Origin of the sequence: Pectobacterium odoriferum, assembly GCF_009931295.1 — a bacterium.
GTDB lineage: Bacteria > Pseudomonadota > Gammaproteobacteria > Enterobacterales > Enterobacteriaceae > Pectobacterium > Pectobacterium odoriferum.
Genome location: NZ_CP034938.1, coordinates 4,730,530 through 4,757,151, shown reverse-complemented (window position 1 = coordinate 4,757,151; position 26,622 = coordinate 4,730,530). Strand labels below are relative to the sequence as shown.

Annotated in this window: 25 protein-coding genes; 9 read left to right on the top strand and 16 right to left on the bottom strand. The window is 50.5% G+C overall.

Annotated elements, in window-relative coordinates; translation table 11 throughout:
- Window positions 1–9: 9 nt before the first annotated feature.
- Window positions 10–1,224, top strand: a complete 1,215-nt coding sequence (locus EO763_RS21455; RefSeq protein ID WP_161530150.1) for an AI-2E family transporter — start codon at window positions 10–12, stop codon at window positions 1,222–1,224.
- A gap of 10 nt (window positions 1,225–1,234) precedes the next feature.
- Here EO763_RS21455 and EO763_RS21450 read toward each other — a convergent pair whose 3' ends face one another.
- Together EO763_RS21450 and EO763_RS21445 are read right to left on the bottom strand one after the other, a co-directional pair.
- Window positions 1,235–1,597: a DUF596 domain-containing protein gene (locus EO763_RS21450; protein WP_161530149.1), complete on the bottom strand. Its 363-nt coding sequence runs from the start codon at window positions 1,595–1,597 to the stop codon at window positions 1,235–1,237.
- A 42-nt stretch (window positions 1,598–1,639) separates the two neighbouring features.
- Entirely contained in the window at window positions 1,640–2,026 is a 387-nt protein-coding gene (locus EO763_RS21445; protein WP_208851969.1) for a hypothetical protein, read from the bottom strand.
- Window positions 2,027–2,336: 310 nt separating this feature from the next.
- Between EO763_RS21445 and EO763_RS21440 the strand changes: the two genes are divergently transcribed.
- Window positions 2,337–2,882, top strand: a complete 546-nt coding sequence (locus EO763_RS21440; RefSeq protein ID WP_161530148.1) for a hypothetical protein — start codon at window positions 2,337–2,339, stop codon at window positions 2,880–2,882.
- A gap of 47 nt (window positions 2,883–2,929) precedes the next feature.
- Here the strand turns inward: EO763_RS21440 and EO763_RS21435 are convergent, their stop codons facing one another.
- The 4 genes from EO763_RS21435 to EO763_RS21420 form a co-directional block, all read right to left on the bottom strand.
- Window positions 2,930–3,487: a hypothetical protein gene (locus EO763_RS21435; protein ID WP_161530147.1), complete on the bottom strand. Its 558-nt coding sequence runs from the start codon at window positions 3,485–3,487 to the stop codon at window positions 2,930–2,932.
- 145 nt (window positions 3,488–3,632) lie between these two features.
- Window positions 3,633–3,809 (bottom strand): type II toxin-antitoxin system prevent-host-death family antitoxin, encoded by a 177-nt coding sequence (locus EO763_RS21430; protein WP_161530146.1) that lies wholly within the window; start codon window positions 3,807–3,809, stop codon window positions 3,633–3,635.
- On the bottom strand, window positions 3,810–5,225 hold the full coding sequence (locus EO763_RS21425; protein WP_161530145.1) for a Fic family protein: 1,416 nt from the start codon (window positions 5,223–5,225) through the stop codon (window positions 3,810–3,812).
- 119 nt (window positions 5,226–5,344) lie between these two features.
- Window positions 5,345–5,647 (bottom strand): hypothetical protein, encoded by a 303-nt coding sequence (locus EO763_RS21420; RefSeq protein ID WP_161530144.1) that lies wholly within the window; start codon window positions 5,645–5,647, stop codon window positions 5,345–5,347.
- A gap of 213 nt (window positions 5,648–5,860) precedes the next feature.
- On the opposite strand from EO763_RS21420, the gene EO763_RS21415 reads away from it, so the two are divergent.
- From EO763_RS21415 to EO763_RS21385, 7 genes are all read left to right on the top strand, one after another.
- Complete coding sequence (locus EO763_RS21415; RefSeq protein WP_208851968.1) at window positions 5,861–6,220, top strand: HVO_A0114 family putative DNA-binding protein; 360 nt, start codon at window positions 5,861–5,863, stop codon at window positions 6,218–6,220.
- A complete protein-coding gene (locus EO763_RS21410) occupies window positions 6,210–7,460 on the top strand; it encodes a DNA cytosine methyltransferase (protein ID WP_161530143.1) in 1,251 nt (416 codons plus the stop codon). Before EO763_RS21415 ends, EO763_RS21410 begins: the two co-directional genes overlap by 11 nt.
- Before the next feature lie 11 nt (window positions 7,461–7,471).
- A complete protein-coding gene (locus EO763_RS21405) occupies window positions 7,472–9,358 on the top strand; it encodes an McrB family protein (RefSeq protein WP_208851967.1) in 1,887 nt (628 codons plus the stop codon).
- A gap of 18 nt (window positions 9,359–9,376) precedes the next feature.
- A complete protein-coding gene (locus tag EO763_RS21400) occupies window positions 9,377–11,866 on the top strand; it encodes a restriction endonuclease-like protein (RefSeq protein ID WP_161530142.1) in 2,490 nt (829 codons plus the stop codon).
- Window positions 11,867–12,135: 269 nt separating this feature from the next.
- Window positions 12,136–13,361 (top strand): IS3 family transposase gene (locus EO763_RS21395; RefSeq protein ID WP_244322017.1). Its coding sequence is split into 2 segments (ribosomal slippage): window positions 12,136–12,481 and window positions 12,481–13,361, totalling 1,227 coding nucleotides; the frame shifts between segments, so codons are not numbered across the junction.
- Window positions 13,362–13,500: 139 nt separating this feature from the next.
- On the top strand, window positions 13,501–14,025 hold the full coding sequence (abiEi, locus tag EO763_RS21390) for a type IV toxin-antitoxin system AbiEi family antitoxin (RefSeq protein ID WP_039490190.1): 525 nt from the start codon (window positions 13,501–13,503) through the stop codon (window positions 14,023–14,025).
- Window positions 14,026–14,054: 29 nt separating this feature from the next.
- Entirely contained in the window at window positions 14,055–14,942 is an 888-nt protein-coding gene (locus tag EO763_RS21385; protein ID WP_161530141.1) for a nucleotidyl transferase AbiEii/AbiGii toxin family protein, read from the top strand.
- A gap of 104 nt (window positions 14,943–15,046) precedes the next feature.
- Here the strand turns inward: EO763_RS21385 and EO763_RS21380 are convergent, their stop codons facing one another.
- The 10 genes from EO763_RS21380 to ycjG all read right to left on the bottom strand — a co-directional run bounded on the left by EO763_RS21380 (window position 15,047) and on the right by ycjG (window position 26,420).
- Window positions 15,047–15,910 carry a YicC/YloC family endoribonuclease gene (locus tag EO763_RS21380; protein WP_161530140.1) on the bottom strand — a complete coding sequence of 288 codons (864 nt, stop codon included), beginning with the start codon at window positions 15,908–15,910 and terminating at the stop codon, window positions 15,047–15,049.
- 97 nt (window positions 15,911–16,007) lie between these two features.
- Entirely contained in the window at window positions 16,008–16,916 is a 909-nt protein-coding gene (locus EO763_RS21375) for a LysR family transcriptional regulator (protein WP_103162628.1), read from the bottom strand.
- 204 nt (window positions 16,917–17,120) lie between these two features.
- The gene (locus EO763_RS21370) at window positions 17,121–18,068 is read right to left on the bottom strand and encodes an isoaspartyl peptidase/L-asparaginase family protein (RefSeq protein ID WP_039490183.1); all 948 of its coding nucleotides are present in this window, start codon (window positions 18,066–18,068) and stop codon (window positions 17,121–17,123) included.
- Window positions 18,069–18,128: 60 nt separating this feature from the next.
- A complete protein-coding gene (locus EO763_RS21365) occupies window positions 18,129–18,950 on the bottom strand; it encodes a M55 family metallopeptidase (protein ID WP_161530139.1) in 822 nt (273 codons plus the stop codon).
- A 26-nt stretch (window positions 18,951–18,976) separates the two neighbouring features.
- A complete protein-coding gene (locus EO763_RS21360) occupies window positions 18,977–20,053 on the bottom strand; it encodes a DmpA family aminopeptidase (protein ID WP_425281352.1) in 1,077 nt (358 codons plus the stop codon).
- 8 nt (window positions 20,054–20,061) lie between these two features.
- Window positions 20,062–20,961 (bottom strand): ABC transporter permease subunit, encoded by a 900-nt coding sequence (locus EO763_RS21355; RefSeq protein WP_161530138.1) that lies wholly within the window; start codon window positions 20,959–20,961, stop codon window positions 20,062–20,064.
- 8 nt (window positions 20,962–20,969) lie between these two features.
- Window positions 20,970–21,890 carry an ABC transporter permease gene (locus EO763_RS21350; RefSeq protein WP_014913740.1) on the bottom strand — a complete coding sequence of 307 codons (921 nt, stop codon included), beginning with the start codon at window positions 21,888–21,890 and terminating at the stop codon, window positions 20,970–20,972.
- A gap of 18 nt (window positions 21,891–21,908) precedes the next feature.
- The gene (locus EO763_RS21345; protein WP_039474573.1) at window positions 21,909–23,450 is read right to left on the bottom strand and encodes a glutathione ABC transporter substrate-binding protein; all 1,542 of its coding nucleotides are present in this window, start codon (window positions 23,448–23,450) and stop codon (window positions 21,909–21,911) included.
- Between the two features lie 88 nt (window positions 23,451–23,538).
- Window positions 23,539–25,410, bottom strand: a complete 1,872-nt coding sequence (locus tag EO763_RS21340) for an ABC transporter ATP-binding protein (protein ID WP_161530455.1) — start codon at window positions 25,408–25,410, stop codon at window positions 23,539–23,541.
- A 44-nt stretch (window positions 25,411–25,454) separates the two neighbouring features.
- Entirely contained in the window at window positions 25,455–26,420 is a 966-nt protein-coding gene (ycjG, locus tag EO763_RS21335; RefSeq protein ID WP_208852021.1) for an L-Ala-D/L-Glu epimerase, read from the bottom strand.
- Window positions 26,421–26,622: the final 202 nt, after the last annotated feature.

Here is a 26,622-nt window from a genome sequence, read left to right as displayed (position 1 = left end):
GAAATCGTTGTGAATATTAAAGGGCTTACGAAGGGATTCTTCATCCTTATCTTATTTGTCGCCACGCTGGCGTTTTTTGACATACTGGCGCCGTATTATTCCGCCATCCTGTGGGCGGCGGTGTTGGCCGTTATCTTCCATCCACTGAAAAGCAAAATTCGGCAAAAATTGAACGATCGCAACGGCGTTGCCTCGTTGTTGACGGTCCTGATCATCTTCCTGATCGTGTTCATTCCATTGGGGATCATTGTTTCCTCGCTGGTGGTTGAGATTAACGGGGTTTACACCCGATTGCAGGACAGCAATACGCAATTCCCGGTGGTGCTGGCGGAGCTGCTTCAGCATCTGCCGAAGTGGGCACGGCATTTCCTGGCGGAACACAATCTGGATAACGCCGCCAAAATACAGCAAGAGCTGTCTCAGGTTGCGCTGAAAGGCGGGCAATATCTGGCGGGAAGCGTACTGCTGATCGGCAAGGGGACGTTCACCTTCTTTATCGGGTTCGGGGTGATGCTCTACCTGCTGTTCTTCCTCCTGAAAGACGGTTCCTATCTGGTGAACCTGATTCTGGAATCGCTGCCGCTGTCCACCCATGTTAAGCATCACCTGCTGGTGAAGTTTGCCGCGGTATCCCGGGCGACCGTAAAAGGCACCGCAGTGGTGGCGATTGTGCAGGGGACGCTGGGCGGCATTGCGTTCTCCATTGCAGGAATAGAAGGCAGCCTGCTGTGGGGCTCGCTGATGGCGTTCCTGTCGCTAATCCCCGCCGTGGGCTCGGCGATTATCTGGGTGCCTGCTGCCGTCTTCCTGTTCGCGACGGATATGCTCTGGCAGGCGATCTTCATTGTCGCGTTCTTCGTGTTGGTGATTGGGCTAGTGGATAACATTTTGCGTCCGCTGCTGGTGGGGAAAGACACCAAAATGCCGGATTACCTGATTCTGATCGCTACGTTGGGCGGCATGGATATCTACGGTATCAACGGTTTTGTGATTGGCCCGCTGATTGCTGCGCTGTTCATCGCCTGCTGGAACATCCTCTCTGGTCGCGATAATCAGGGGAATATTGAAGGCATCGACGAAGATTTTATTGAGGAAGGTCGTCTGTACGCGAGTTCGGTAAACCCCGAAGACGCTGATGCGGCGGTGAGTCAATCGTCGGACAGCAAGGCGGTAGCTGAGCCAACGGCGGAAAGTCAGGATTCGGGAAAGAAGAAGGTAGAGTGAGCCGCCTACGCTAAGTCCAACTCTCTTGCCCCTCGGGCGTGATCCACACGACGCCTGCGGGGGCTTTGGCTAAGAACCACAGGCCAAATTCGTCGACATCATCAAATTCATCATCGGACATTTCAGGTGGAAAGGCGTTGCGGAGCCGATCGACCTGATGTTTCGGGTCGCCTAGCAGGTAATCTCCCTGACTGGCAAGCCGGATTCTGCCCTCTGCGATGAGCCGTTCCAGCAGCGTAAAAAACAGAACCTGACGTTGGGCGTAGGTTCTGGGATTGCTCCGACACTCCACCGCAATATGTTGCCATATCGCACCCATCGATAGCCCGTATGCGCTGGTGGCGACAGCATCGTAAATGTCGTTGTCGTCCATCTCGCTCTCCCTGTTTCCTGTTTTTGTCATAAGCTCACGTTTCTAACGCGCAGGGTCATAGGCATTGACCTCATGGCTCCACGGAATACCACGATCGTCGACCGCGACGTGCCATTCACAGTGTGTCAAAACGCCGCGTATTTCGGATAAACACTGGCACCAGTGCTGTACGCCAACCCAGGTGGCTTCTTCATCGTTGTCGGGAAGTTTGGTTGAACCGGAGAGTACAATCCCCTTCCTGAATACGTTACCGATTTTCACGTTCAGAGCGAAATCAAAGGATTCCCAATTCAGGCCTTCACCGGTTGTCAGATATTTCTCAATTTGGTCATCAACGGAATGGCGTTGGACGATCTCCTTCACGGCAGATATCTCTGTCTGGCTCAGGGATTTTTTACGTCGTGCGGTGTAATAGAGAGAAATTGCCATGTTGCCTCGTTTATACCCGTCATACTTCAAGCTGCTTGTGCGTTGGCAATACTCGGCTCATCTCTGAGCCTCGCCCTGAAGGGCCGCCGTAAACGGCGTTCAAATTGGCTTAGCCAATTTGTCCTTACTCACCCCAGTCACTTACTGCTGTAAGCTCCTGGGGATTCGCGTAGTTGCCGCCTTCACGCAACTCGAATTATTTAGGGTATATTAATAGTGTTTAAGGTGAGGTAATAGAGCATAAATTTTCGAATAAAAAACGGCATAAAATAATCAGGAAATTCTGATTTTATAAAGGTAAGGGACGGTTATGTTTGGGAAAATTATTCTGATTGGGATAAGTGCGGTATTACTTAGCGGATGCTCGGTAGCAACCTACAGTCATAAATTGGAGGATTATCAGGGGACTGACCGCGTGGGTATCACGTTCGATAATCGTAACCTCGACTATATTCGCGTTTATCCGAATACCGATAGATGCATTAATCTTGATGCGCCAGAAAATGGCTACACCAATAACGCGATTGGGTTCCAAACTAAACTCAATAATAAAGAGCTCGGCTTCCCAGCTATTCCAGAAACGCCAACGATGATCCGTGAATTTTGGGTCAGTGCGCAACACAATATTGCGGTCAGAATGATTGCTGCCAATGGTGGATTTAGCACCGTGACGTTTAAACCCGTGGTCGGGAATTACTATTATGTCACTGGCAAGTTTGATGGACCTTATTCGCCACGACGCCTCGAGGTCTACGAAGTGTTCAAGACCGAAAAAGGTTACTACGACCGCCGACCTGTCAAAGATTTGATGCTGAAAAACTGCGGCCAGTTTACTTCCAGAATGCAGAAATTCTAATGCCGCTCTTGGCCAGACGTGACCTGTCTGGCCGCCTCAACTGAGTTTTACGTCAGCTGTTTCCCGGTAAACGTACCGGCATACCAGGCATCCATCACCGACAGCAGGTTTTTCACTTCCTCGACGGTCAAGCCATAAGAATCAGCCGTTTGATGAGGTTTAACGACGAGTAGCTGAACATCGGCACGCGTGTGCAGATAATCGAACTGATATTCCACTTCGCTATTGTAAAACAGGCTTCCGCCTACGTTTCCGGCCTTACGTAGCAGCTTGATCTGTTTATCTTGCGCGTTCGGATCGTCTGCCCAAATCAGGAAATCACGCAGCGGCTGCGTCTGGCGGGAAAAATCATCACGCGTGAAGCCGAAATAGGCATAGCGTTTTCCTACCACTAATGCAATTTTGCTTTTATCGTCCGTAATCCTGACGTTAAAAGAACGCTTTTCTACGGTACAGTCGCGAAACTGCGGCTTGTACTCACAGGCGGAAAGATTCTTCGCTTCATACACTTCATAAAGCCGCATCGTGGCGTATTTATCGAAGGTGGTAACCGCCTGACAGCCGGTTAAGGCAAAAAGGATGAGCGGGAGGACGAGATAACGCATGACGGTTTTTCCCTGTTTTGCTGCTGGTGAAGACGTTCTAAAGATGGTGTCGGTGGTTTGGTGAATCGATTTGTACTGCGATGATGGGACTATATTCCCATTTTTGATGGGATTGTAGGCATACAGTCCTATTTTGTTGTATGTATTATCGGTCGTTCAGCGTTTTGATAGTATGACCATAGCGCTGCATGATGAGAGCAAATTCGGCGTCTAGCTTGGCATTTTGGTGATCTTTGGATGCCGTTTTGCTGCTCGCCACTGTTACGTTTCTGTCCTGACGAGTAATTCCCACCGATTCGCTGCGATTCTTCCGTTCATTCAATTATTTTTTCCACTCAATAAACATTTTTTCCGTAATGCCAAGTCCAACGATTGATCCAACATGAAGTTGAGCTAAATCACTGAGTGTCATGGCAATAAATTTATCGGCAGAAGGAATGTTATTTTCTGCACAATATTTCTTAAGATATTGTTCTGCAAGCGGTTCATTAAGATTTTCCCGGATAATGCTCCCCATCGCCACTTTTCGTGCCGCACGATGTTGTATGCGATAAATATCAATTTCGCCAATCGACTCTTTTACTACATCATATTGTTCGCAAGATCTCGTATAGGCCCATTTGAACAGCTCTAAAGCGGGCAGGAGCTCATTGGTTTCATAGAAATACAGCAGTGACTTAAAGTAATCCTCTTGCGGTACATCAATAAAACTTAAAGGGCAAAAATTGTGCTTAATAAAAGGGATATTGCAGGATAATCGAGCGGTTCGCTTGTTTACGTCTTCAAAGGCTTGTAGATAAGATAAATGAATGAATAAGAAAAAGCTTTGTTCAAAGGGGTTGTGGATTTGTTCTGCTTTGCGTAGCAATAGAGAGAAGTATTCCTCGAGTTGATGGGGGTTGTTTAGCGGAAAATAGGCCGATCTTCCAAGAGAGACTTCTATCTGCCTGATATTACCGCATGCGTTGGGATTGGCGAGTAAATCTTGCGAAAGTAGGGCGTGAATGTTTCTGATCGTGAAGGCGTTAATTATTATCTCTTCAGCATTTTCAATTAAAAATTCAATCGCTTCTTTGTGGTTCATGATCATGATGGTTTCTTCATGAACTTTACCATCGGCTGTAAGTCCCTGTTCTATAAGTTTTTGTGTATCAAGCTTGGAGTAAGTATTACCTTCTAGTCGACTAGAGTTATAAGACAAATCAATGAGTAGGCGTTGACTAATATTTCTCGCGTAAGTACCGGCTGCAAGTGTGTCATCAAATCGTTTCCCCATTTTCGCCAGCGTCGTTTGTATCTGATCCGGTAGATACTGGGTTACGTTGGGTAAATAATTATTCAACATATCACATTGATAGCTGGATTTTTTACGCGCGTATGAAGGCGTATCTAAATAGGCGAGCTGTGAGATAGCCTCTTTGGAAAAGATGGGGTGATTGTCCTCATCTGCCCGTATTGTCCCTATGTTGTTATCGGTAGTGTCCTTATCGAATGACTTAAGGACATGCAATGAAGGTGAATTGTCCTTATTTGCATAATATTTAGTATTGCGTTTTTCCCCTACCGTCACGATCTGTTCGTCGTCGTGCAGCTCTTTAAGTCGGCGCTGTAGTGTTTTCTTATTTATTGAAAAAAATAGAAATTTTTCAATTTCGCCCAGGCTTTTTGCTTCATCGAACTGAAGCATTGCTTTCAAAATTGATGTTTTCTCTTGCTGTATACGATTGTCTTGGCTCATTTTTATAAGGACAGAGTGGTAGTCGGTGTCTCTAAACGTAGTAGAGATAAGGACAGATCGCAAGCCAATAAGGACAGTTTATAGGAGAGTTGTCCTTATTGGGCTTTGATAGGGACAGTTTAGGTGAGGTTTACCGTGTGAATTGATGAAACCTGTTCGCTGATTGCCATCAATGCCGGAATCAAATGTGCGCAGGTGTTGAGGTAAGTGCTGATTTGTTGAAGGTGTTCTGTGGTGGTTTCTGCGACCAGCGATTCGCTTAGATACTGGAAACCGTGGCATAACCCTTCAATCGACTCTGCGGCGATTGCGCTGAGGTCTTCACGTTGAGCTCTGCTAAGGTTTTGAATGGGTAGCGAAGCGATTAGATCTCGGAAAATAGTGATGGAACTCTCGGTAGCGGCAGCATTTATGGTAGTCATTGGCGATCCTCCTTGAAAGTCAGTGCCGCCAATTGTCGATGCTTTTTACGGGTTCAGATACTACGAGTTTCGTAGTCATGTAATCGAAATTGATGGCTTAAATCACTTTCGATTAAATTGGGTGCAGAATACAATACTTGCCTAAGTATCATCAGATGATAATATGAATATTCATGTATAAATACACAGTTATAGATTACGGGTTGAGTGTCAATGTCAACAGGTTTTTATAAAACCATGCCAGAGGTTGATGGCCGAAAACGCTGCGTCGTCGGCATTCGGGGGCAGACGGAAGATCCAGCGTATCCCGTTGATATTTGGTTTGATTCCCTGAAATCGGTGGCGAATGTGCTTTCCATAGAGAATCAGCAATTGCTCAAAATTATAGCCGAGTATGAACCTAAAACCATTACCGAGCTGGCTGCTCTCACCGGAAGGGCTGTGAGTAATGTGTCGCGTACGCTGAAAACGCTAAAAAAGTACGATTTGGTAACCCTGAGTCGTTCAAAAAACACGCTAAGTGCGCGTATTAATCATCAAGAATTCGTGGTAGTTATAAACAATGAAAAATAGTTTAGAAATAATCAATAAAGCAGAGAAATTAATCGAACCGCTTGTGATTTCTCACGTTCCCGAGGGGACTGAACCAAAGGCGTTGGTTGACCAGTGGTTGCATGCAATAGCAACTGATAGCCAGTTTTTCTGTAATTCAAGTATTTCTTCGCCTGCAATACTGAAAGAGCAAGTATTGTCATTGTTAAAAGATCAAGGCATCTATGTGGATAGGGATCACTTTTTTGATTGTGTATTTGGCGATCTAAAATTAAAGCCTGCTAAAGATGCTAAGTTTAAATTTATTGATTTATTTGCTGGTATTGGCGGTGTAAGACTTGGTTTTCAAAATGCAGGTGGAGCATGTGTTTTCTCGTCTGAATATGATAAACATGCACAACAAACATATATGAGAAATCATGGGGAATATCCATTTGGTGATATCACATTGATTGATCCTGATTATATTCCAGATCATGATATTCTGTTAGCGGGTTTTCCTTGCCAACCATTTTCTCATGCTGGATTGAAATTAGGTATTGATGACACCAGAGGGACGCTATTTCATGATATCGCTAATATAATTGAGAAGAAAAAACCTAAATTTGCTTTATTAGAAAATGTCAAAGGCTTAATAAGCCATGATAAAGGCTTTACATTAAAAGTTATACTAAAAACTCTCACTAGAATTGGCTATAGCTGTAATATTCCTAAAGATATTATTGAGAATGGATCTACAAGGAAAATTCAAGAGCTAGCAAAAGAGATGGTCCTAAAATCGATAGACTTTGGTGTTCCACAAAATAGACAAAGAATATACATAATTTTATGGAAAGACGGTGAGCTAGATAAATTTGAATATCCTAGTGCATGCGATAAAAGTGTTTGTGTTGGTGATATTTTAGAAAGGTCCCCCGACCCTGACTTAACAATTTCTGATCGTTTATGGGCTGGGCACCAGCGTAGAAAAGTTGAAAATAAGAAGAATGGTAAAGGATTTGGATTTGGTTTGGTATCAAGTGAGTCATCTTATACCAACACGATATCGGCTCGTTACTATAAAGACGGTAGTGAAATATTAATTGATCAAGGACACGATAACCCTAGAAAAATCAGCTTGAGAGAAGCGGCGAGATTACAAGGTTTTCCGGATGACTTTGAACCGAGTAAGTCAAAAATGCAAGCGTACAAACAATTTGGTAATAGCGTAACTGTTTCGGTTATTGAAGCTATTTCTAGAAAGTTAATATCTTACTTTTAAAAGGACTTCTCATGCTTACAAATCTAAGAGATATTAAAATTAAAAACCCCATAGTCAATGAGAATGAGTTTTCTGACTATAGAGTTCCGAAATTACTAAAAGATCAGCTTACGAAAGTTCTTGGTGAGTTAGGGTATGGTTTTGATTCTTATACTTCTTTTTCAGCCACTGATAAAAGGAGTATAGATAAGGCAAATAATGACAAAGTGAGGAACTATGCAATAATTCCTAACCAATATTTTAGTTATGCTTGCGAAATGTATCCTTTTGCCATAGAGTTATTTAAGTATATAAATATATTTGATAGTCTTCGGGGGTATTCAAACGGTTTGCTTGGCGATGCTGATAAAATAGAGGGTTTTATAAAAGCCAATCAATCCATCAATTCAATTTTCGAAACTGATGAGGATATTATCTTATTTTCAAAATTCCTAGATGATTATGATAACAAATTTAGAATGGGATCAAAGAAATTTCTTAATGAAAAGGGAGAGGCTAGAGGTGCAAAGGATTGTTTTGGTTCTGTTATTTTAAAAGGAATTAATCTTCCCGATGTATCTTCGAGTGTGTTTGGCGAGTTAGTTTATGATCTATGCAAAAACCCAACTCTTTATCAAGCATTACTTGAGAATCATAAATTATTTAATATGGTTAAAAATGAAAGAAAAAATTTTGATGGTCATCAAAATTTTATTTCCCTCCCCAAACCCTTCCTACTCCTCGCCGGCATCTCCGGCACAGGGAAATCACGTTTTGTTCGTGAACAGGCGATAGCGACAGGGAGTCGTGAAAAAACGTATTGCTTAGTTTCCGTCCGGCCAGATTGGCATGAACCCAGCGATTTGTTAGGTTATACCACCCGTTTGAATGGCGAAGCTGGGTACGTCACCACCGATGTGTTGCAATTTATTGTTAAAGCGTGGAAAGCCATTGCAGAGACTGGGGTGCAAATCGCAGAGAACAAAACGGCAGGCCACCGTAATGATTTGCAGGCAATACCGCCGTATTGGTTATGCTTGGATGAAATGAATCTTGCCCCTGTCGAGCAGTATTTTGCGGATTATTTATCTATACTGGAAACCCGCGAATGGGAATGGGAAGATGATGCGTTTACCTACCAGTGCGATCCGCTATTAAAAGCCTCGGTGATTCAGTCACTTTCCCCTGTTAAGCAGAATGAATTGTGCGAGCGTTTAGAGTTAGACCCGACTTCTGCGTTATGGCTTGAATTTTCTGAGAATGGTATCGGCATTCCCTTTAACTTACTGGTGGCTGGCACGGTAAATATGGATGAGACCACGCACGGTTTTTCCCGTAAGGTGATTGATCGCGCACTGAGTTTTGATTTTGGTGACTTCTTCCCTAATGATTTTGACGATTATTTTTCGCCAACAGTCGCCTCTAAAAAATTATCCTATCCGATTTATTCCAGTGCTGTGAAGAATCAAGCACGTTTGCCTGCGATTGATGCAGATGGCAAAAAGAGTATTGCCTTTTTACAATCGCTCAATATCGAGCTGGATAACACGTCCTTTAAATTAGCCTATCGCGCCTTAAATGAATTGCTGCTGAGTGTGATAAGCCTACAACCAGAAAACGACGAAGTATTGCAAGCCGTTTGGGATGATTTTTTAATGTGCAAAGTGCTGCCGCGTATTGAAGGTGATAGTGATAAATTAGCACAATTTGATATTGAACAGTCATTGCTCATAAAGTTATCTGATACGTTAAAAGAAAACCTGTCTGCTATTTGGGATAAAAATAATGTAAGACCAGATTTTTATCGTGAAAAGCACCAGGATGGCGAGACCATAATGATTGCTTGCCGCAGTCGCGCTAAAATTGAGTGGATGCAAAATAAGCTTGCTCAATCCGGCTTCACCAGTTTCTGGCCATAACCCACAAGGCGGTACGAAATGCCCGAATTACTGCGAGTACAAACTGAGCATTTTGAACTGTCGATTTGGTGTAATGATATCGCTAAACGGCAACAGGTTTACCGTAACACGCTGGCTAAACGAGCTCAGCACGCTGATGCTCGTCATCCCTCGGCTGAGAATCGGGTGGGCTCAGAGGTGCGTTTTTCCCCCGCGATGGATTTACAAGAAGTGGCGGTTCTTGATCAAACCCTCATCTCTGATGCGTTGGGGAACGCGCCCAGTTTGCAGAGTGAATGTGTTAATTTGCGGGAACCTTTGTTTTTTGAAAATGCGCAATATCAGTTTGAGTGGGTATTTTTTAATGAGGTGGAGAAAGCCGGCTTGACCCACCGCGTAAGGCTGGTGAATGAAGGTTTTCGCTTTGCTGCAAAGAAACGTGATATTCCCGCTCGCTTAACGGGCACCATCAACACCGGTAATGATGTCGGCTGGATGCGCCTGCCGCTTAGCTATCGCCTTGCAGGTAAGGATTATCGGTTTACCCTTGCTTTTGAAGTGTTGCCGACCAAAATGGATTTGCACCGTGATTTGTTGGAGATGTACCACGTACTCGACAATCATTACCCGCTATGGCGTTTTAGCCTGGCGGAAAAAACGGAGCAAGATGCAGAGCACAGTAAACAGCGTGGTGATTTTCCATTACTTTGGTTGGCTAATTTCACTACGCTGAGACAACGCTTGGCGCAAAGTTTAAAAATTATCAGCCAAGCGCCTCATCGTCGTTTACAGCCCAACATTTCATTTGTACGCGCGGATCGTTTAAAAGGGCGATTACCTCAGCGCTTAGCCGAAAACGTCATTAACGATCTGAAGAATGGTCGATCTGATAGACGCTATCGCGTTGAAAAAAAATACTTGAGTGTCGATACGCCAGAGAATCGTTTTATCAAAATGGTGGTCACCCAGTGCAAAAATCGATTAGCCGAGTTTGAACGTAAGCTGCGAAAAAATAATCAAGCCCCAGAGAATCAACGCCTTTCCGATGTGTTCCTCAACGAAATTGGCAGTTGGCAAAAACCATTAAGCAAAATGCTGAATCACAGTTTTTTACGTGACGTTGGTGTATTTAATGGCTTGGCTAAATCATCTCTTGTGCTGCAACAAAAAACAGGATACAGCGCGGTATACCGTATTTGGCAGGAACTTAAATGCTACTTGGATGTTTTTGCCAATCAAACCAGTATCTCGATGAAGTCGGTTGCCGAAATTTATGAAGTGTGGTGTTTTCTGGCATTGCGCAACATTTTAGTCGACGACCTTGGCTTTAAGGATGTCACGCCGAATCGCCAAACCTTAGTATTAAAAAATGACTTTGAATATCAATTAAAGAATGGTTTTGCGGGCGCTTTTGTTTTTGAACGCGATGATGGTTTAGTGGCGAGATTAGCACACGAACCTATTTTTACCCCAAACAGCAAGGATATTCGTTCTTACTTCGTCTCTCATTGTCCTGATATTGTCTTGAAGGTCGAATTCCCTACGCCGAGCGACAAACGCTTTATTTGGCTGTTCGATGCAAAGTACCGTATTCAAACCAAACCGAGTCAAGTGGATGGTAGCGATGCGCATAAATACGATATTGATAAAACCGATTTGGTGCCGGACGATGCCATTAACCAGATGCACCGTTACCGCGATGCCTTGATCCGTATTACGCAAGATCAATCGTCCGCTATGGGCCATAAAAGCCGTCCCGTGTTTGGTGCTTTTGCCCTCTATCCTGGATGTTTTAACCAACACGTGGACGACAACCCTTACCTTGATATGATTTCTGAGGTGGGGATTGGTGCATTTGCGCTTCTTCCGAACGACAAGGATCAATTTGGGTGCCGCTGGATGGTTGATTTCTTAAAGCGTCAACTTGGCGCTGCGGGAAGTGATTACAGCACGCAAAAATTGCAAGAGCACTTATATTTGCAAGAACCTGCTCGAATCCCTTATTACGGTATGGAGCAAACGCTTTATCCCGATTTAGTGATGACGGCATCCTTGGGCGGCACTAAAGGGCGAGCCAGCACGTATTTTGATAATTTTGAAAACGGCACATCAGCATGGTATCACACCAGAGTTGAGACATTTAATCAGGCGATGAAGAACTCCAGAAACCACCTTGTCGCAGAAATACGTTACCTCGCTATCGCCTCAACGAGTGACTTTGATCACCACTGGAAATCGATTAAGAAAATATGGCCCATTAAAAGCCAGAAAATCGTTAAAAGGAATGAATTAACGGTAGAGCACGCAGGGAAACTAAGCACCGATTCATACGATTGTATTTTGTTTGAATTAGGTAAACCACTGACGTTAAACACACCGATTGAAAACGTTCCTCATCGGCCGATTCGTCACTCGATGAAGCTGACAACGCTGAGTGCGCTGGAGGCGGCTCAGCAATTTAATTCTGTGAAAGACGTCTATAAGGAAGCCTTGACGGTATCACATGCAAGGGAGGGGGAAGGGAAATAACGCGACAAAAACGCTCTGAGCGTTGTATCTAATACTGGGCACTTATCAAGCAAGGTGTGAGCCACCTTACGCTCTTCAAAATAAGTATCCAACAGAATGCCTTGCCCATTCAAAATGGGTATCACCGTGTCCAAATTCTATAAAAATGCTCAGTATGGACATAGTGGTATCCCTGGCTGGCGATATACAAGAGTCGAGAGCGAAGGTTACTCATGTAGTAGCCCCCATTTAAACCGGACACTTCATCAATAAGACATAGGCATAGACCTATGTTTAAGGAGTGTCTTGTGCAAAGAATCGAAGTGATCACTGGCGAGCAGAAGCGACGCCGTTATACTGCCGAAGAAAAATCCCGTTTTGTTGCGCTGTCCATGCAACCCGGCTATTCCGTTTCTCTGGTTGCCCGGCAATATGGCATTACACCCAGTCTGCTTTTTAAATGGAAACGACTTATGAACGAAGGTGGCCAATCTGCGATCGCTGCTGGCGATGACGTTGTCAGTGTTGCTGAAGTTAAGGCACTGGAAAAAAAGGTAAAACAGCTTGAGCAGATGCTGGGACGTAAAACAATGGAAGCCGAAATCCTCCGCGATGCGCTGGAGATAGCGCAGTCAAAAAAGTTGATATCGCGCATGCCATTGCTGCCACCGGACGATATCCCCTAATCCGGATAACACAGGTACTGCAGGTATCACGCTCTAATCTTTATGAACGCCTGAGTGGGCAGCGACTGCCCCGTATGGCGCGTTACAGCAAAGAAGCGGATGAGGAATTATTGCCATCAATCAGACAGATATGCAGCCAGCGCTCGACAAATGGCTATCGCAGGGTCACCGCACATCTGAATCGCAGGTTAAAGGAAGACGGTCGCCGGGTAAATCCAAAGCGGATATACCGGATCATGAAACACCATAACCTGCTGCTGGCAAAATCGGGTCATGAGAAAAAACACCGCAACCATATCGGTAGTGTGATCACACTGAAACCGGATACCCGGTGGTGCTCTGACGGCTTTGAAATCCGCTGCTGGAACCGTGAAGTGGTACGAGTGGTGTTCAGCCTGGACTGCTGTGACCGAGAGGTTATCGGCTGGAGTGCCACCACAGGGGGTATCAGCAGTGTAATGGTACAGGATCTGCTGACAGAAAGTCTGGAGAAGCGGTTCGGTAACGCACTGATGGTCCCACATGCAGTAGAATGGCTGACTGATAACGGCAGTTGCTACATAGCCGATGCCACGCGTACGTTCGCCAGTTCACTGGGGTTCATCGCGTGTACCACCCCAGTACGTAGCCCGGAAAGCAACGGCATGGCAGAATCGTTCGTCAAGACGTTCAAGCGGGATTACGTCTACGTAAATGACCTGCCGGATGCAGTATCAGTGATGGAAAAAATGGCAGAATGGATGGAGGACTATAATAACCTGCATCCGCACAAGGGGCTGAATATGAAATCCCCACGCGAATATCGCGATGCCATGTTAGCTGTTAATTAGCCGTGTCCGTTTTAGTAGGGGCAACTCCAACTCAGGTTTAATAGGTCTACGCTAAGTTACTTATCACGTAACAATCTGTAGACCTTTCTCTTGCGCAGGTCTACACTACATTACTTATTTGGTAATGTAGTGTAGACCTATGGCTAAATCTGATGAGCTATTAAACGCGTTGGCTAAATCAGTGAACGCTGGCGGTGGCATTCACAGTGTAACAGAGCTGGCTTTTATGCAGGGTGTGCCTTGTGACCCAGCCTTTAGAAAGTTCCTGGCAGATTGCGTAAAGAAGGGGTTGCTAAGACGAGTGGTGAAAGGCTTCTATGAAAGTGTTATTACACCACCTGAGCCTGAGACTGCCATTTATAAAATCATCAAAAAGTTGCGCAGTGGCGTATTGAACTACATCAGCTTAGAAAGTCAGCTCAGTCATACTGGTGATATTTCACAAGTTGTGATGGGTAGGGTCACGGTGGTGACTAAAGGTCGAAGTGGTTGTTTTGATACGCCTTATGGCGTGATCGAGCTTACCCATACTAAAAAGCCAGTCGAGCAAATTGCACCTAATTTGTACTATGACCCTGACATCAAAATGTATCGCGCATACAAGGAACAAGCGATTGCAGATCTAAAGCACTGCCAGCGCAATCTACATATGTTGGAGAGCTAAGTATGGGGGAAGTGTGTGGGAGATAACGTATGCTGAAGCAACAAATTCGCCAAATCATCCAGTCAAACCCTGACTATGTCGCAGTAACACCCGTCATAGAAAAAGAGATCTTGCATCATGACATTATCGATGTGCTGATCAAACAGGGCGTCATGCAGCGGTTAACGTTTATTGGCGGCACCTCATTACGAATGTGTTACAACAGCAGCAGGCTATCAGAAGATCTTGATTTCAATGGTGGTCATGATTTCCAGCCCTCAGCGTTTGAGGGGCTGGAGTCCGAAATTCAAACCTATATTCAGAACAAGTATGAAACCGAAGTTTGGGTAAACAAACCTTCTGGCGAGCAGCAAGGGGATACCGTTTCTTGGAAAATTAGTATCGTAAAAGAAGCTAATCGTCCTGATTTGCCACGGCAAAAAATGCATATTGACGTCTGTGCTATTCCGTCATTTGATATTGAAAAGCGCCCGCTAATCAATCATTACGACATCGTTGTACCGACTGAAGGGATTTTGGTTCCGGTACAGTCGTTACAAGAAACATTGGCCGATAAGTTGATCGCGTTAGCGTATCGGGCAAGGCGTATTAAACCTCGTGATATCTGGGATATCGTTTGGATTAAGCAGCGCGGTATTGATTTATCCAAGACACTGGTTGAAAAGAAGCTCACCGCCAGACAGAAGCAAACAGAAGACTTTCGACAGGCACTGTCTATTCAGTTAGCCAAGCTGATGTCGGAAGATGAAGTCCGTGACGACTTCAATATGGAAATGAGCCGCTTTATTCCTAAGCAAATTAAAGAGAGAACCCTCGATAATCCTGAATATTGGGCTTATGTTCAGGGCGAGGTAAATGCCATCGCGTCTGAGTTATTGAATGACGGAACAACAAAAAATCCATTTGATATGGGTTAGCCCCATGTTTTCGTCTTCCATCATAAAACAAAAAAGGCCATGATTTACAATGGCCTTTTTATCCTGACACGACTTAGTGAGAGAACGCGAGAGCGCGTGACACATCACTCGATATTCTGAATCTGTTCCCGCATTTGCTCGATCAGCACTTTCAACTCAATGGCTGACGCGGTGACGTCGGCGTTGATGGATTTCGAGGCCAGCGTGTTCGATTCGCGGTTGAATTCCTGCATCATGAAGTCGAGGCGGCGGCCGACGGCTTCTTCTTTTTTCAGGATTTTGTAGGTTTCTTTGACGTGAGCGTCGAGGCGGTCGAGTTCTTCCGAGACGTCGACGCGCTGTGCCATCAGAACCAGTTCCTGTTCCAGACGGTTATTTTCCAGCTGTACCTGCGCATCTTCCAGTTTGCTTTGCAGACGCTCGCGCTGCCATAGCAGGATGTTCGGCATCTGGGCGCGCACTTTGACGACTTCGGCGCTGACGCCAGCCAGACGCTGTTCGATCATCCCTTTCAGCGCATCACCTTCGCTTTCACGGGCGGCGATGAAATCATCCAGCGCGCCTTCCAGTGCTTTCAGCAGTTCGGCGCTGATGGCGTCCAGATCCTGCTCTTCCGCCGACATCACGCCGGGCCAGCGCAGAATATCAACCGGGTTGATTTCCCCTTCGTCGCTTTGCATCTTGACCCAGTTGGCCGCATTAATCAGCTGTTTCGCCAGCTTTTCGTTCAGGATCAGCGCACTTTGCGCACTCGGGTCGAGCTCAAAACGCAGGTTGCATTCGATTTTGCCACGGGTCAAGCGGGCGCGGATGCGCTCACGCGCGACAGGTTCGAGGCTGCGGAATTGTTCCGGTAAACGAAGATAGGTTTCCAGATAGCGCTGGTTAACGGAACGCAGTTCCCAGGCTGCGCTTCCCCAGTTGCCCTTGATCTCTCGGCGGGCGTAAGCGGTCATGCTGCGAATCATTGGTGCATACCTTAAAGCAAATGATGAGAAGGATTATAGCGTTGAGTCCCGCGCAGGGGATAGGAAAAACCGTCCGTGGCGTAGCGTCTGTCGTGAATCAGGCGGCGTAAAGCAGCGTCTCGTTCTGTCTGGCGATGTCGCGACAGCGATTTTTCATCATCTGTTTCAGTTGCAGCGTCGCCTGTGACTGTGGGTTGTCGCGGCGGCTGATTAGCGTGACTTCAAAAGGCAGCGGCTGATCGATAGGGACGATCTTGAGCTGGTCGGCATAGCGACAGGCGGTAAAGAGATCGACGATGCCCGCACCGCCGCCCGCCAGCACCATGTCGGCAATCACCGAGTAGGTTTTGATGTAGAGCGAAGCCGCCGGCTGTAGCGCCTTGTCGCGCAGGGCGCGGTGCACCACCTGACCGAGCGGGTCCTGATGCTGCATCATCAGCAGATTGTTGTTGCACAGCCATTCCAGCGAGACGGGGCCATTTATCGGGCTGTCTTTCGGCAACAGGGCAACCATCGTGGACTGGAACAGGGGTTCTGCCAGCAGTTCGGACGGCACCTGCTGACCAAAGATCAGCGCGAAATCGAGCTGGTTTTGCAGGATGTTCTGGCACAGCGTGCTGAAGTGTTCGGTGACGAGTTCGACGTTAACCGAGGCTGCCTGCTTATGAAATTCCACCAGCGTCGGTGCCACGATCATTTGCCCGAATGCATGCGCTGCACCCAGCCGTACGGAGTGTGCCTTGCTGGTTTTGATTTGTTCAGTGAGCGAACTGATGCTTTGCAGATGGCTGAAAAGCTCCTGCACTTTTGGTATCAGGCGCAGCCCTTCTTCGGTGGCGATCATTCCCTGTGTGCGACGTTCAAACAGGGAAAAACCGAGCTGTTGTTCTGCGTGATTCAATACCCGGCTGACGTTGGGTTGTGAGACGTTGAGTAAACGGGCGGCGCCGCTGATGGTACCTGCCTGAACAATGGCCTGGAAGATTTCAATATGGCGTAATCGCATGGTTGCAGGCTCCGGCTGACGCTTTCTGATGAGCATCGTATGAGTAATAACCAAAAAGTCTGCAATTATTACGCCAGGTTATAAGGTCGTGATGAATGGTCGATAGATAAGCGATGAGAACACTTTACGCACTATTTTTACGCCCGATAATAGTGCAATGCACCGATATCGGGCGTTTTGATTCTGTTTCGACGCGCTGGCAAGTTAGCGATAAATATCGGCGACGGGGGCTTCTCCCACGTAGCCATAGCCGCGATACATGCCTTCGCTGTTAAATGGCAAGGCGATGTTGCCTGCTTTATCGACAGCAATCAGTCCGCCGCTGCCGTCCATTTGCACGAGTTTCTCCATCACTACGCGATCGCTGGCCTGCTGTAGCGTGAGTCCGGCATATTCCATCAGCGCCGAGACATCATAGGCGGCGACGGCACGCATAAAGACCTCGCCAGTACCGGTGCAGGAAACGGCCACCGTCTGGTTATTGGCGTAGCAGCCTGCGCCGATGATGGGGCTATCGCCCACGCGTCCGGCCTGTTTGTTGGTCATGCCGCCCGTCGAGGTTGCCGCCGCGAGGTTGCCTGCGCTGTCCAGTGCGACCGCGCCCACGGTGCCGAATTTACGGTCGGGATCGATAGGGTCGTTCTGACCATCATGGTCGAGGATGACGCGGCCTTCTCCCGCCTGTGCGTTATGCAACTGCTGACGGCGTTCGTCAGTAGAGAAAAATGCAGGATCAACCCTTTCCAGACCGTGCTGCTGTGCAAAGGCTTCCGCGCCGTCGGCGGTAAACATCACATGCGGGCTGGCTTCGAGTACGGTGCGAGCCGCCAGAATCGGGTTACGGATATGGCTGACGCAACTGACCGCGCCAGCATCCAGCGACCGTCCGTCCATGATGCTGGCGTCCAGTTCGTGGGTTTCCGCGTGGGTGAAGACCGAACCGTGTCCGGCATTGAATAACGGGCACTCTTCCAACAGACGGACGGCTTCCGTTACGGCATCCAACGCGCTGCCGTTTTCAGCCAGAATGCGTTGTCCGCTGGCGACAATCTCGGACAGCGCAGCCAGATAGCGTTGCTCTTTTTCAGCGCTCATAGCCGAGCGGGTCAGCGCACCTGCGCCACCGTGGATCACAATCACGGGTTTCGTCATGCGATAAATTCTCTTTTCAAGCGGTTTACGCTCCCGAAATCAGGGGCGGAGAGACCGGAATCAGTTTTGCGTCGTCGCCAGATAGGAAAAGGCACCCAACAGGCTGGTGATTTCCCGCATGCTCTGCGCCGTATAACCTACGGTTATGGCATCTAAACGTTCAACGCTTGGCAGCAGACAGAATAGATCGGCCAGTACCGGTTTTGCCACCATCAGTTCAAGACGGTAGGGTGCCTGAATCCGTGAGTTCAGCGTCCGGTGCGCTTTTTCCACCGCCGCTTTGGCTGCATTACGAATCACCTTACGGGCCTGCTCGGTGCTGAGGGATTCCGCTGCATGCTGTGAAATGGCGCGTTTGACGCAGGCGTAATCGGTGGCAGGGTAGTAGCGGGCGATCCAGCTCTGGAGCGTGTCGTCACCGCTGACCAGCCAGAGTGGCGTCTTCTGTTCCACACCGGCGGCAGCGTAGATGTCGCTCTCGCCCATGATTTCACCGTTGATGCGCACGCGGTAGAACGCACGACCATTGATGGTATGCGACAGCACGCCAAACTCGCCTGCTGCACTGTGATAACCGATGAACATCAGGCCGTCGAACTGTTGTTGCTCCAGCCCTTCTACCATCGAATAGCCGCGCGGTTTGCCTTGTACCAGTCGGGCGCGGGCGTCGATGTTCTCCGCACGCAGATTGACCATTGCCGCATGGCTGTCGGCGACCACCACCTCTGTTGCGCCACCCGCGAACGCACCGTCAATCGCGGCGTTCACTTCCTGCTCCATCAGGCCGCGCGCCAGTTGGTATTCCGCGGTGCCGGGGCTGCACTGTTCTGGGCGCATCACGCCCGCGATCCCTTCGATATCAGCAGAGATAAACACTTTCATAGTCAGTTTCCTACGGGAGAGTTTGCTTATGGATAAAGCGTTGCAGCCAACCGATCCAACGCCTGTGGCAGCGTCGGGCGATGATGGCTGCGAAAACCAGTCACGGCGTCTGCCTGAAGCATGGCGTCGAGCACCGCGTGTTCGGTCGCGTCGGCGGCGGCGCTTAACAGCGATTCAAGCTGCGCATCCTCCGGCGGTTGCGGCTGTGGGCAGGTGGAAAACGCAACGGCGATATCGCCGGAGCCGTGTCCCCAGTAGCTGCCGAGCCGACCTAATCCTGCACCGGCACGCTTGGCGATACGCTTGAGCTGTCGGGCATCGAGCGGGGCATCCGTCGCCATGATAATGATGATCGATCCGGCGTCCTGTTGCGGTGCGAGCCCCGGCAGGATAGGGGCGATGGCGTCGCCCATCTGCACGCCGTCCAGCGTCAGCGCGGAAAGCGTGCCGAAATTTGCCAGGACCAACACGCCGAGCGTGGCGTTTAATTCGGGAATCAGGCGCGATGCGGTGCCGATGCCGCCTTTCAGGCTAAAGCAGCTCATACCACGCCCAGCCCCGACGCTGCCGCGTGCAAAGGTGTCCGTTGCATCGTCCAGCGCTTGCCGTGCCATCGGTTCTGTTACTGCCAGCGCCTGAATGTTGTTCAGCCAGCCGTCGTTGCACTCCAGCGCCAGCGGGTTAACCGTCGGCAGCGTGCGGCCCAGTTCTGGATTACGGGAAATGGCATCGCGCACCAGCGCGGTAAACAGCGTGCCAGTTGCCAGCGTGTTGCTGAGTAAAATGGGGGTTTGCAACAGCCCCAATTCCTCAATCTGTACCAGCCCAACGGGTTTAGCGAAGCCGTTTAGCACGGCCGCGCCGCAGGGCAGGGGATGGGTGAACAGGTTCTCACCGGGCGGCACAATCGCCGTGACGCCGGTTTGTACTTCACCCGCAGCCAGCGTGCAGTGGCCGACGCGCACGCCCGCTACGTCGCTGAGGCGGTTATGCGGCCCGCTGGCCGAGCGCGGCGTACCCAACTGCCGCGTCGTTTTCCAGCGTTGTAGCAACAGCGCCTGCTGCTGCTGGTGATAGTCGTTCATCGGGTGATCGCCGTGCATTGCCTTCCTCAGCTTTTCAGTTTGGGATCGAGCGTATCACGCAGCGCATCCCCGAGCAGGTTAAACGCCAGCACGGTGAAGAAAATTGCCAGACCGGGGAACACGCTGACGTGCCAGGCACCTGCCATCATCAGGCTGCGGCTCATGGCCAGAATGTTGCCCCATTCCGGTACGTCCGGCTCCGGGCCGAGGCCGATGAAGCTCAGGCCTGCCGCGGTCAGGATGCTGGTGCCGATACGCATGGTGAAATAGACGATCACGTTAGGCAGCGTGCCGGGCAGGATGTGGCGCATCAGCACAATGCGATCCGGTGCGCCGGCGCAGCGTACCGCTTCCACATAGGCCGCCTGTTTCAGCGACAGCGTAGAAGCACGCACGATGCGGGCGAAGACCGGTACGCTGAAGACTGCGACGGCGATAATCACGTTATTCAGGCCGGGGCCGAGGATCGCAACGACCGCAATCGCCAGCAGCATGCCGGGGAAGGCGAACAGCACGTCAGAACCGCGCATGATCAGCGTATCCACCCAGCGACCGTAGTAGCCTGCTAGCAGACCGAGCACGATGCCGGCCAGCATGCCCAGCGTGACGGAAAAGATACCGATGTATAACGAGATGCGTGCGCCGTAGATGATGCGGCTCATCACATCGCGCCCGAGATCGTCGGTGCCCATCCAGTGCGCCGCCGAAGGCGGTGAAGCCAGCGATGCCCAGTCGGGCTCCATCGGGTTCCACGGTGCCAGCCAGGGGGCGAAAATGGCGACCAGTACCAGCAGCAGGACGACGCCGCTGGAAACTAGCGCCATCGGGTTACGGATAAAGACCTGAACGAAGTCGCGCCACGGCGAACGTATCGTCTCTTCATCAAGCGTGGCAACAGCCACGACGGGTTCTGGAGGAAGGTTCATCGTGTCTCCTAACGTAGGCGAATCGCCGGATTGACCACCGCGTACAGCAGGTCCACCAACAGATTAATGACAATAAATTCAAACACGAACAGCATCACCAGCGCCTGAATGACCGGCTGATCCTGCGTCTTGATCGATTCAATCAGCAGCCAGCCCAGACCCGGCCAGCTAAACACGCTTTCGACCACAATGGAGCCACCAAGCAGGAAGCCGAATTGCAGCCCCAACATGGTGATGACCGGGATCAGCGCATTACGCATCACGTGCTTCCAGGTGACTAGCCGATTGCGCAGCCCCTTGGAGCGCGCGGTGCGGACGTAGTCTTCCTGCGCGACTTCCAGAAACGCGGAGCGGGTAAAGCGTGCCATAACGGCCGCTACCGATGCCCCGAGCGTCAGCGCGGGCAGAATGATGTCGCTGGGCTGATTAAAGCCGCTGACGGAAAAGACGCCGAACGGCATGGCGACAAACTGAATCAGCAACAGGCCGAGCCAGAACGGCGGCATGGAAATTCCGCCGACTGCAAAGCTCATCAGCGTCCAGTCTTGCCATTTCCCCCGCTTGAGCGCGGACACCACGCCAATCAGCAGGCCAAGCAGCACCGACCAGACAAAGCCTGCCAGCGCCAGCCACATGGTGGGCATAAAGCTCTTGCTGATGACGTCGATGACGGGTTGCTGGGTGCGGTACGTCACACCCAGATCGCCGCTGAACAGGCCGCCGAGCCAGTGGACATACTGCTGCGGCAGCGGGTCGTTCAATCCTAGCTGCTGACGGGCGGCTTCCACCGCCTCAATGGTCGCGTCAGCACCTGCATAAATACGTGCCGGATCGCCCGGCAACAGTTTTATAAAACCGAACACTAACAGGGAGACCACCAGTAGAACCGGGATCATTTCCAGCAAACGTCGGACGATATAAGCAAACATGGCGTTCTCCCTGACCGATTACTTAAATTCAGCCTGATCGAAGATCAGTGAGCCATCCGCCAGCATGTACACGCCGTCGAGGTTCTTGGTTTTGCCGACAACGTTGTCCGGCGAGCCCAGGAAGACCACAGGCGCATCCTGCCAAATCTGACGTTGTGCATCAGCGTAAGCCGCGGCACGTTTGTCTGCATCGGCAGTGGCCAACCCAGCGGTAATCGCTTTATCCGTTACCGGATTGCTGTAGTAGGAAACGTTATACGCAACCGGAACCCAGGACTCTGTCGCGAACAGCGGACGCAGCGCCCAGTCAGCATCACCGGTAGACGGAGACCAGCCGTTGTAGAACAGGTCAAATTCGGCGTCTTTCGGATCTTTTACGCCAAACAGCTTGGCGTTACGCATCCCGGAATCCATCGGGGTGACGGTGACCTTGATGCCGACCTGCTCTAACTGCTGCTTGAAGAACTGTGCGCTACGGATGTAGTCGGTGCGGTTCGTCGTCCACAGCTTCAGGCTCAGGCCGTTGGCGTAGCCCGCTTCTTTCAGCAGCGCCTTGGCTTTTTCTGGGTTATAGGTGTAGTTCGGTGAGCTTTGGCGTGCGAAGAACTGCACGTCCGGTGCCATCGCAGAAGAGGCAGGAACGCCCATGCCGGCAAAGCCAACTTTCAGCCAGATGTCACGGTTGATGGCGTAGTTGAGCGCCTGACGCACGCGGATATCGTTCAGCGGCGGACGCAGGTTGTTCATCGCCAGCCAGAATTGATAAATACTCGGGTCGCGCTGAATCGCCAGTTTGCTGTCGTTTTGTACGGTGCCGATCAGATCGGAAGGCAGCGGATAAACGGCATCGACCTGGCCGGATTTCAGTGACGCCACGCGGGTGGAATCTTCCGGCGTCGGGTAGAAGGTCACGCTGTCGACTTTCGGCCAGCCTTTCTGCCAGTAGTTGTCGAATTTCACCAGCTTCACGTCTTTACCCTGCTGCCATTCGGTGAATTTGAACGGGCCAGTACCGACTGGGTTCACGCGCAGCTGTGCTTCGTCTGGGTATTTCTTCAGCGCTTCCGGGCTGTGCATAACGGCAGACGGGTGCGCCAGTGTGTTCACAAAGGCTCCGAAAGATTTGTTCAGCTCGATTTTGACCTGAGTAGGCGACAGCACGGTGACGGTTTGCACCATGTTAAACAGGCTGTTGCGTTTTAAGCCTTTGCTCTGATCGGCCAGACGGTCGAGGTTAGCTTTAACGGCGTCGGCGTTGAAGGGAGCGCCGTCCTGGAAGGTGATGCCTTCGCGCAGCGTAACGACGAACTCGGTGGCGGTGTCATTACTGGTGTAGCCCGTCGCCAGACGCGGCACCAGCTTCATTTTATTATCGAACTGGAACAGACGCTCGAAGATGCCGCTCTGAATGGAGTAGCTCAGCGTATCCGAGGTGTCGTGCGGGTCGAGCCCGGTGATATCGGCATAGATGGAAATACGAAGGTCTTGCGCCTGGGCAACAGCCGCCAGACACAGTGAGAGCCCGAGGGCAACGGCAGAGCGACGAACGAATGGCTTCATGGTTTCTCTCCTGGTCAGCAATGAACGTGTGTTGTGTTTTATAAAAACGTTGTGTTTTATGGCTATTTTCTTGTCATGACGTTGTGTTTCAGGCTGCCGATTCGTTGTCGGCGACCCAGTGCTGCGGCGCGACCTCTCGGTAGCGCGTTTTGGCGACGGCCTCGCCTGCTTTACGCAAGGGTGAGGGGATTTCGCTGTCGTCAAACTGGCGTGCGCCGCGACGGGTTGGATCGGCAATCGGAACCGAGGCCAACAGGCGGCGGGTATACGGGTGCTGCGGGTCGTTAAACACCGACTGGCGCGGGCCGATTTCCACAATCTGACCGAGGTACATCACCGCGACGCGGTTGGCGATGCGTTCGACAACGGCCATATCGTGCGAGATGAAAATCCACGACACGCCGGTTTTTTTCTGGAGATCCATCATCAGGTTGATGACCTGCGCCTGAATCGACACATCGAGCGCCGAAACGGCTTCGTCAGCAATGATGACCTGCGGCTGTAGCGCCATCGCGCGGGCAATCGCGATACGCTGACGCTGTCCGCCGGAAAACTCGTGCGGATAACGACGCGCGTGCTCTGGCAGTAGGCCGACGCTTTTTAACAGCGCCTGCACCTGTGGTGTCGCTTCTTCCAGCGATTTCACCAGCCCGTGCAGCAACAGCGGTTCCGCAATGGTGAAGCCGACCGTCAGGCGCGGGTTGAGCGAGGCGTACGGGTCTTGAAATACCATCTGCATTTCCCGACGCAGCGGCTGGAAATCCCGCTCTTTCATCTGGGAAATTTCGTTACCCTGAAAATGAATGCTTTCGGCTTGGCTCTGTACCAGACGCAGCAGGGCGCGTCCGGTGGTGGACTTGCCGCAGCCGCTTTCTCCGACGATAGCCAGCGTTTCGCCCGGCCAGACGTTGAAATCGATCTGTTCTACCGCGTGAACGTGGTGGGTGATAGTGGATAAAATCCCACTGCGCATGGGGTAATACACGCTCAGTCCGCGAATATCCAACAACGGCTCAGCGTCATAGCGGGCGGTGACCTGTTCACTATTTTCTGGATCGGCAGCCTGTCCCAGTAAAGGAAAGCGCTTCGGCCAGAGGCTATCGCGCATGTCGCCCAGCTTCGGTACGGCGGCCAGCAGCGACTGGGTATAAGGGTGTTGCGGTGCGGCAAAAATCTGTTCGACGGTGCCTTGCTCGACGATCTCGCCGCGGTACATCACCACCACGCGATCGGCGATTTCCGCCACCACGCCCATGTCGTGCGTGATAAACAGGACCGACATGTCACTCTGCTGTTGCAGGTCGCGCAGGATTTGCAGAATGCGAGCCTGCACGGTGACGTCCAGCGCGGTGGTCGGTTCATCGGCAATCAACAACTGCGGATCGCAGGCCAGCGCCTGTGCAATCATCACGCGTTGACGCATTCCGCCAGACAGCGAGTGCGGGTAGCTTTTCATCACGCGATCGACGTCTGCGATACGCACCTTGTGCAGCAGCTCACGGGCTTTTTTGTCCGCGCTGGCGGCATCGCAGATTTTGTGGTCAAGCAGGGCTTCGGTGAGCTGATCGCCGACTTTCAGCACCGGATTAAGCGAGGTCATCGGTTCCTGAAAAATCATCGCGAGATCGCGACCGCGCAGCTTACGACGCGCTTCTGCTTTCATGCTCAGCAGGTCATGCTGTTTGCCGTCGCGTGCGGTGAAACGGAGCGTGCCGCGTTCGATGTTGGCAGAATCCGCCAGCAGCCCCATCACGGCGAGTGACGTCACGGACTTGCCTGAACCACTTTCGCCGACCACGGCGACCACTTCCCCTTTATTCACGGTAAAGGAAATGCCTTTTAGCGCCTGATGCGTGCCGGAACGGCCGCTAAAGCTGACGCTCAGGTCATCGATTTCCAGTACAGGTCTGGGGGCGTTACCGGGTGCTGTGGCGGCACCCGCGTGCATGATATCCGTCATGGTCACTCCGGTTGAGGGTTTCATGGTTGCTTCGGTTGATTGCGTCATAGCCAGATTCGGCCGAGGTTATAGGTCAGATAAGGCGAACTGTCGGCGGCTAGCCAAATAGGGCCATCGAGATCGACGTGCTCGGCATCGGCGGCGACGGGCAGGGCGGCTTCCATCGCCATTGACGAGCCCAGCGTGCAGCCGACCATAATGCGCAGGCCGTGAAAGTGGGCTTCGCGCACCATCGCCAGCGCTTCGGTTAGCCCGCCACACTTGTCCAGCTTGATGTTGATCATGTCGTAACGACGGCGCAGCCCGACGATGTCACCGCTGTGGCGGCAGCTTTCGTCCGCGCAGATCGGAATCGGGTGAGAAAACTGCTGTAAATCCTCGTCCTTACCGACAGGAAGCGGTTGCTCAATCATGGCGACCTGATAAGGCAGCAAGGCCGTGGACAGGCTATGTAAATCCAGCCCGCTCCAGCTTGCTCTCGCGTCGATAATCAATCTGGTATTGGGCGCGGCGGCACGAATGGCAGCGACCTTCTCCAGAATCAGCTCGCGATCCAGTTTGATTTTCAGCAGCAGGGCGCCGTGGGAAACCGCATTGGATGCGGCGGTGGCCATTTTCTCTACGCTGTCGAGCGCCAACGTTTGCGCACAGACCACGGATGTCGGGGGATGAATGCCGATGCGCTGCCACAGCGTCTGTTTTTCCAATGCGGTGTTGAGCCGCCACAGGGCGCAGTCCAGCGCATTTCTGGCCGCACCCGGCGATAAATCTTTCTGGAGCTGTTCGATGGTCAGGCCGTGTTCTATTGCTTCACGGACCGCAGAGAGCTGGCGACATACGCTGTCGGCGGACTCGCCATAATGGGCGACTGGCGTACATTCGCCTTGTCCAATAAATCCTTTTTCTTCCAACGCGACGCGGATAACGGTAACCGCGTGACGCGTCCCGTTATCAACCGCCATAGGACGGGCTAGGGGCAGATTGACCGTTTCAATTTGCATATGCCGCATCATGATTTTTTCTCATCAACGCTCAAGGGATGAACGGACTATTTCATGATGCATCATCACTGACGAATACTTGTTCATCAGTAGGGTATAACCTCAGGTTATACCCTAAGTTCAAGGTATGGCTTTCTGATGCCGCTTTCCCGCAACGCGAAGGATTTCGTGTATAATACGCGCCAGTTTTCATTGATCCACCGGAGATGAG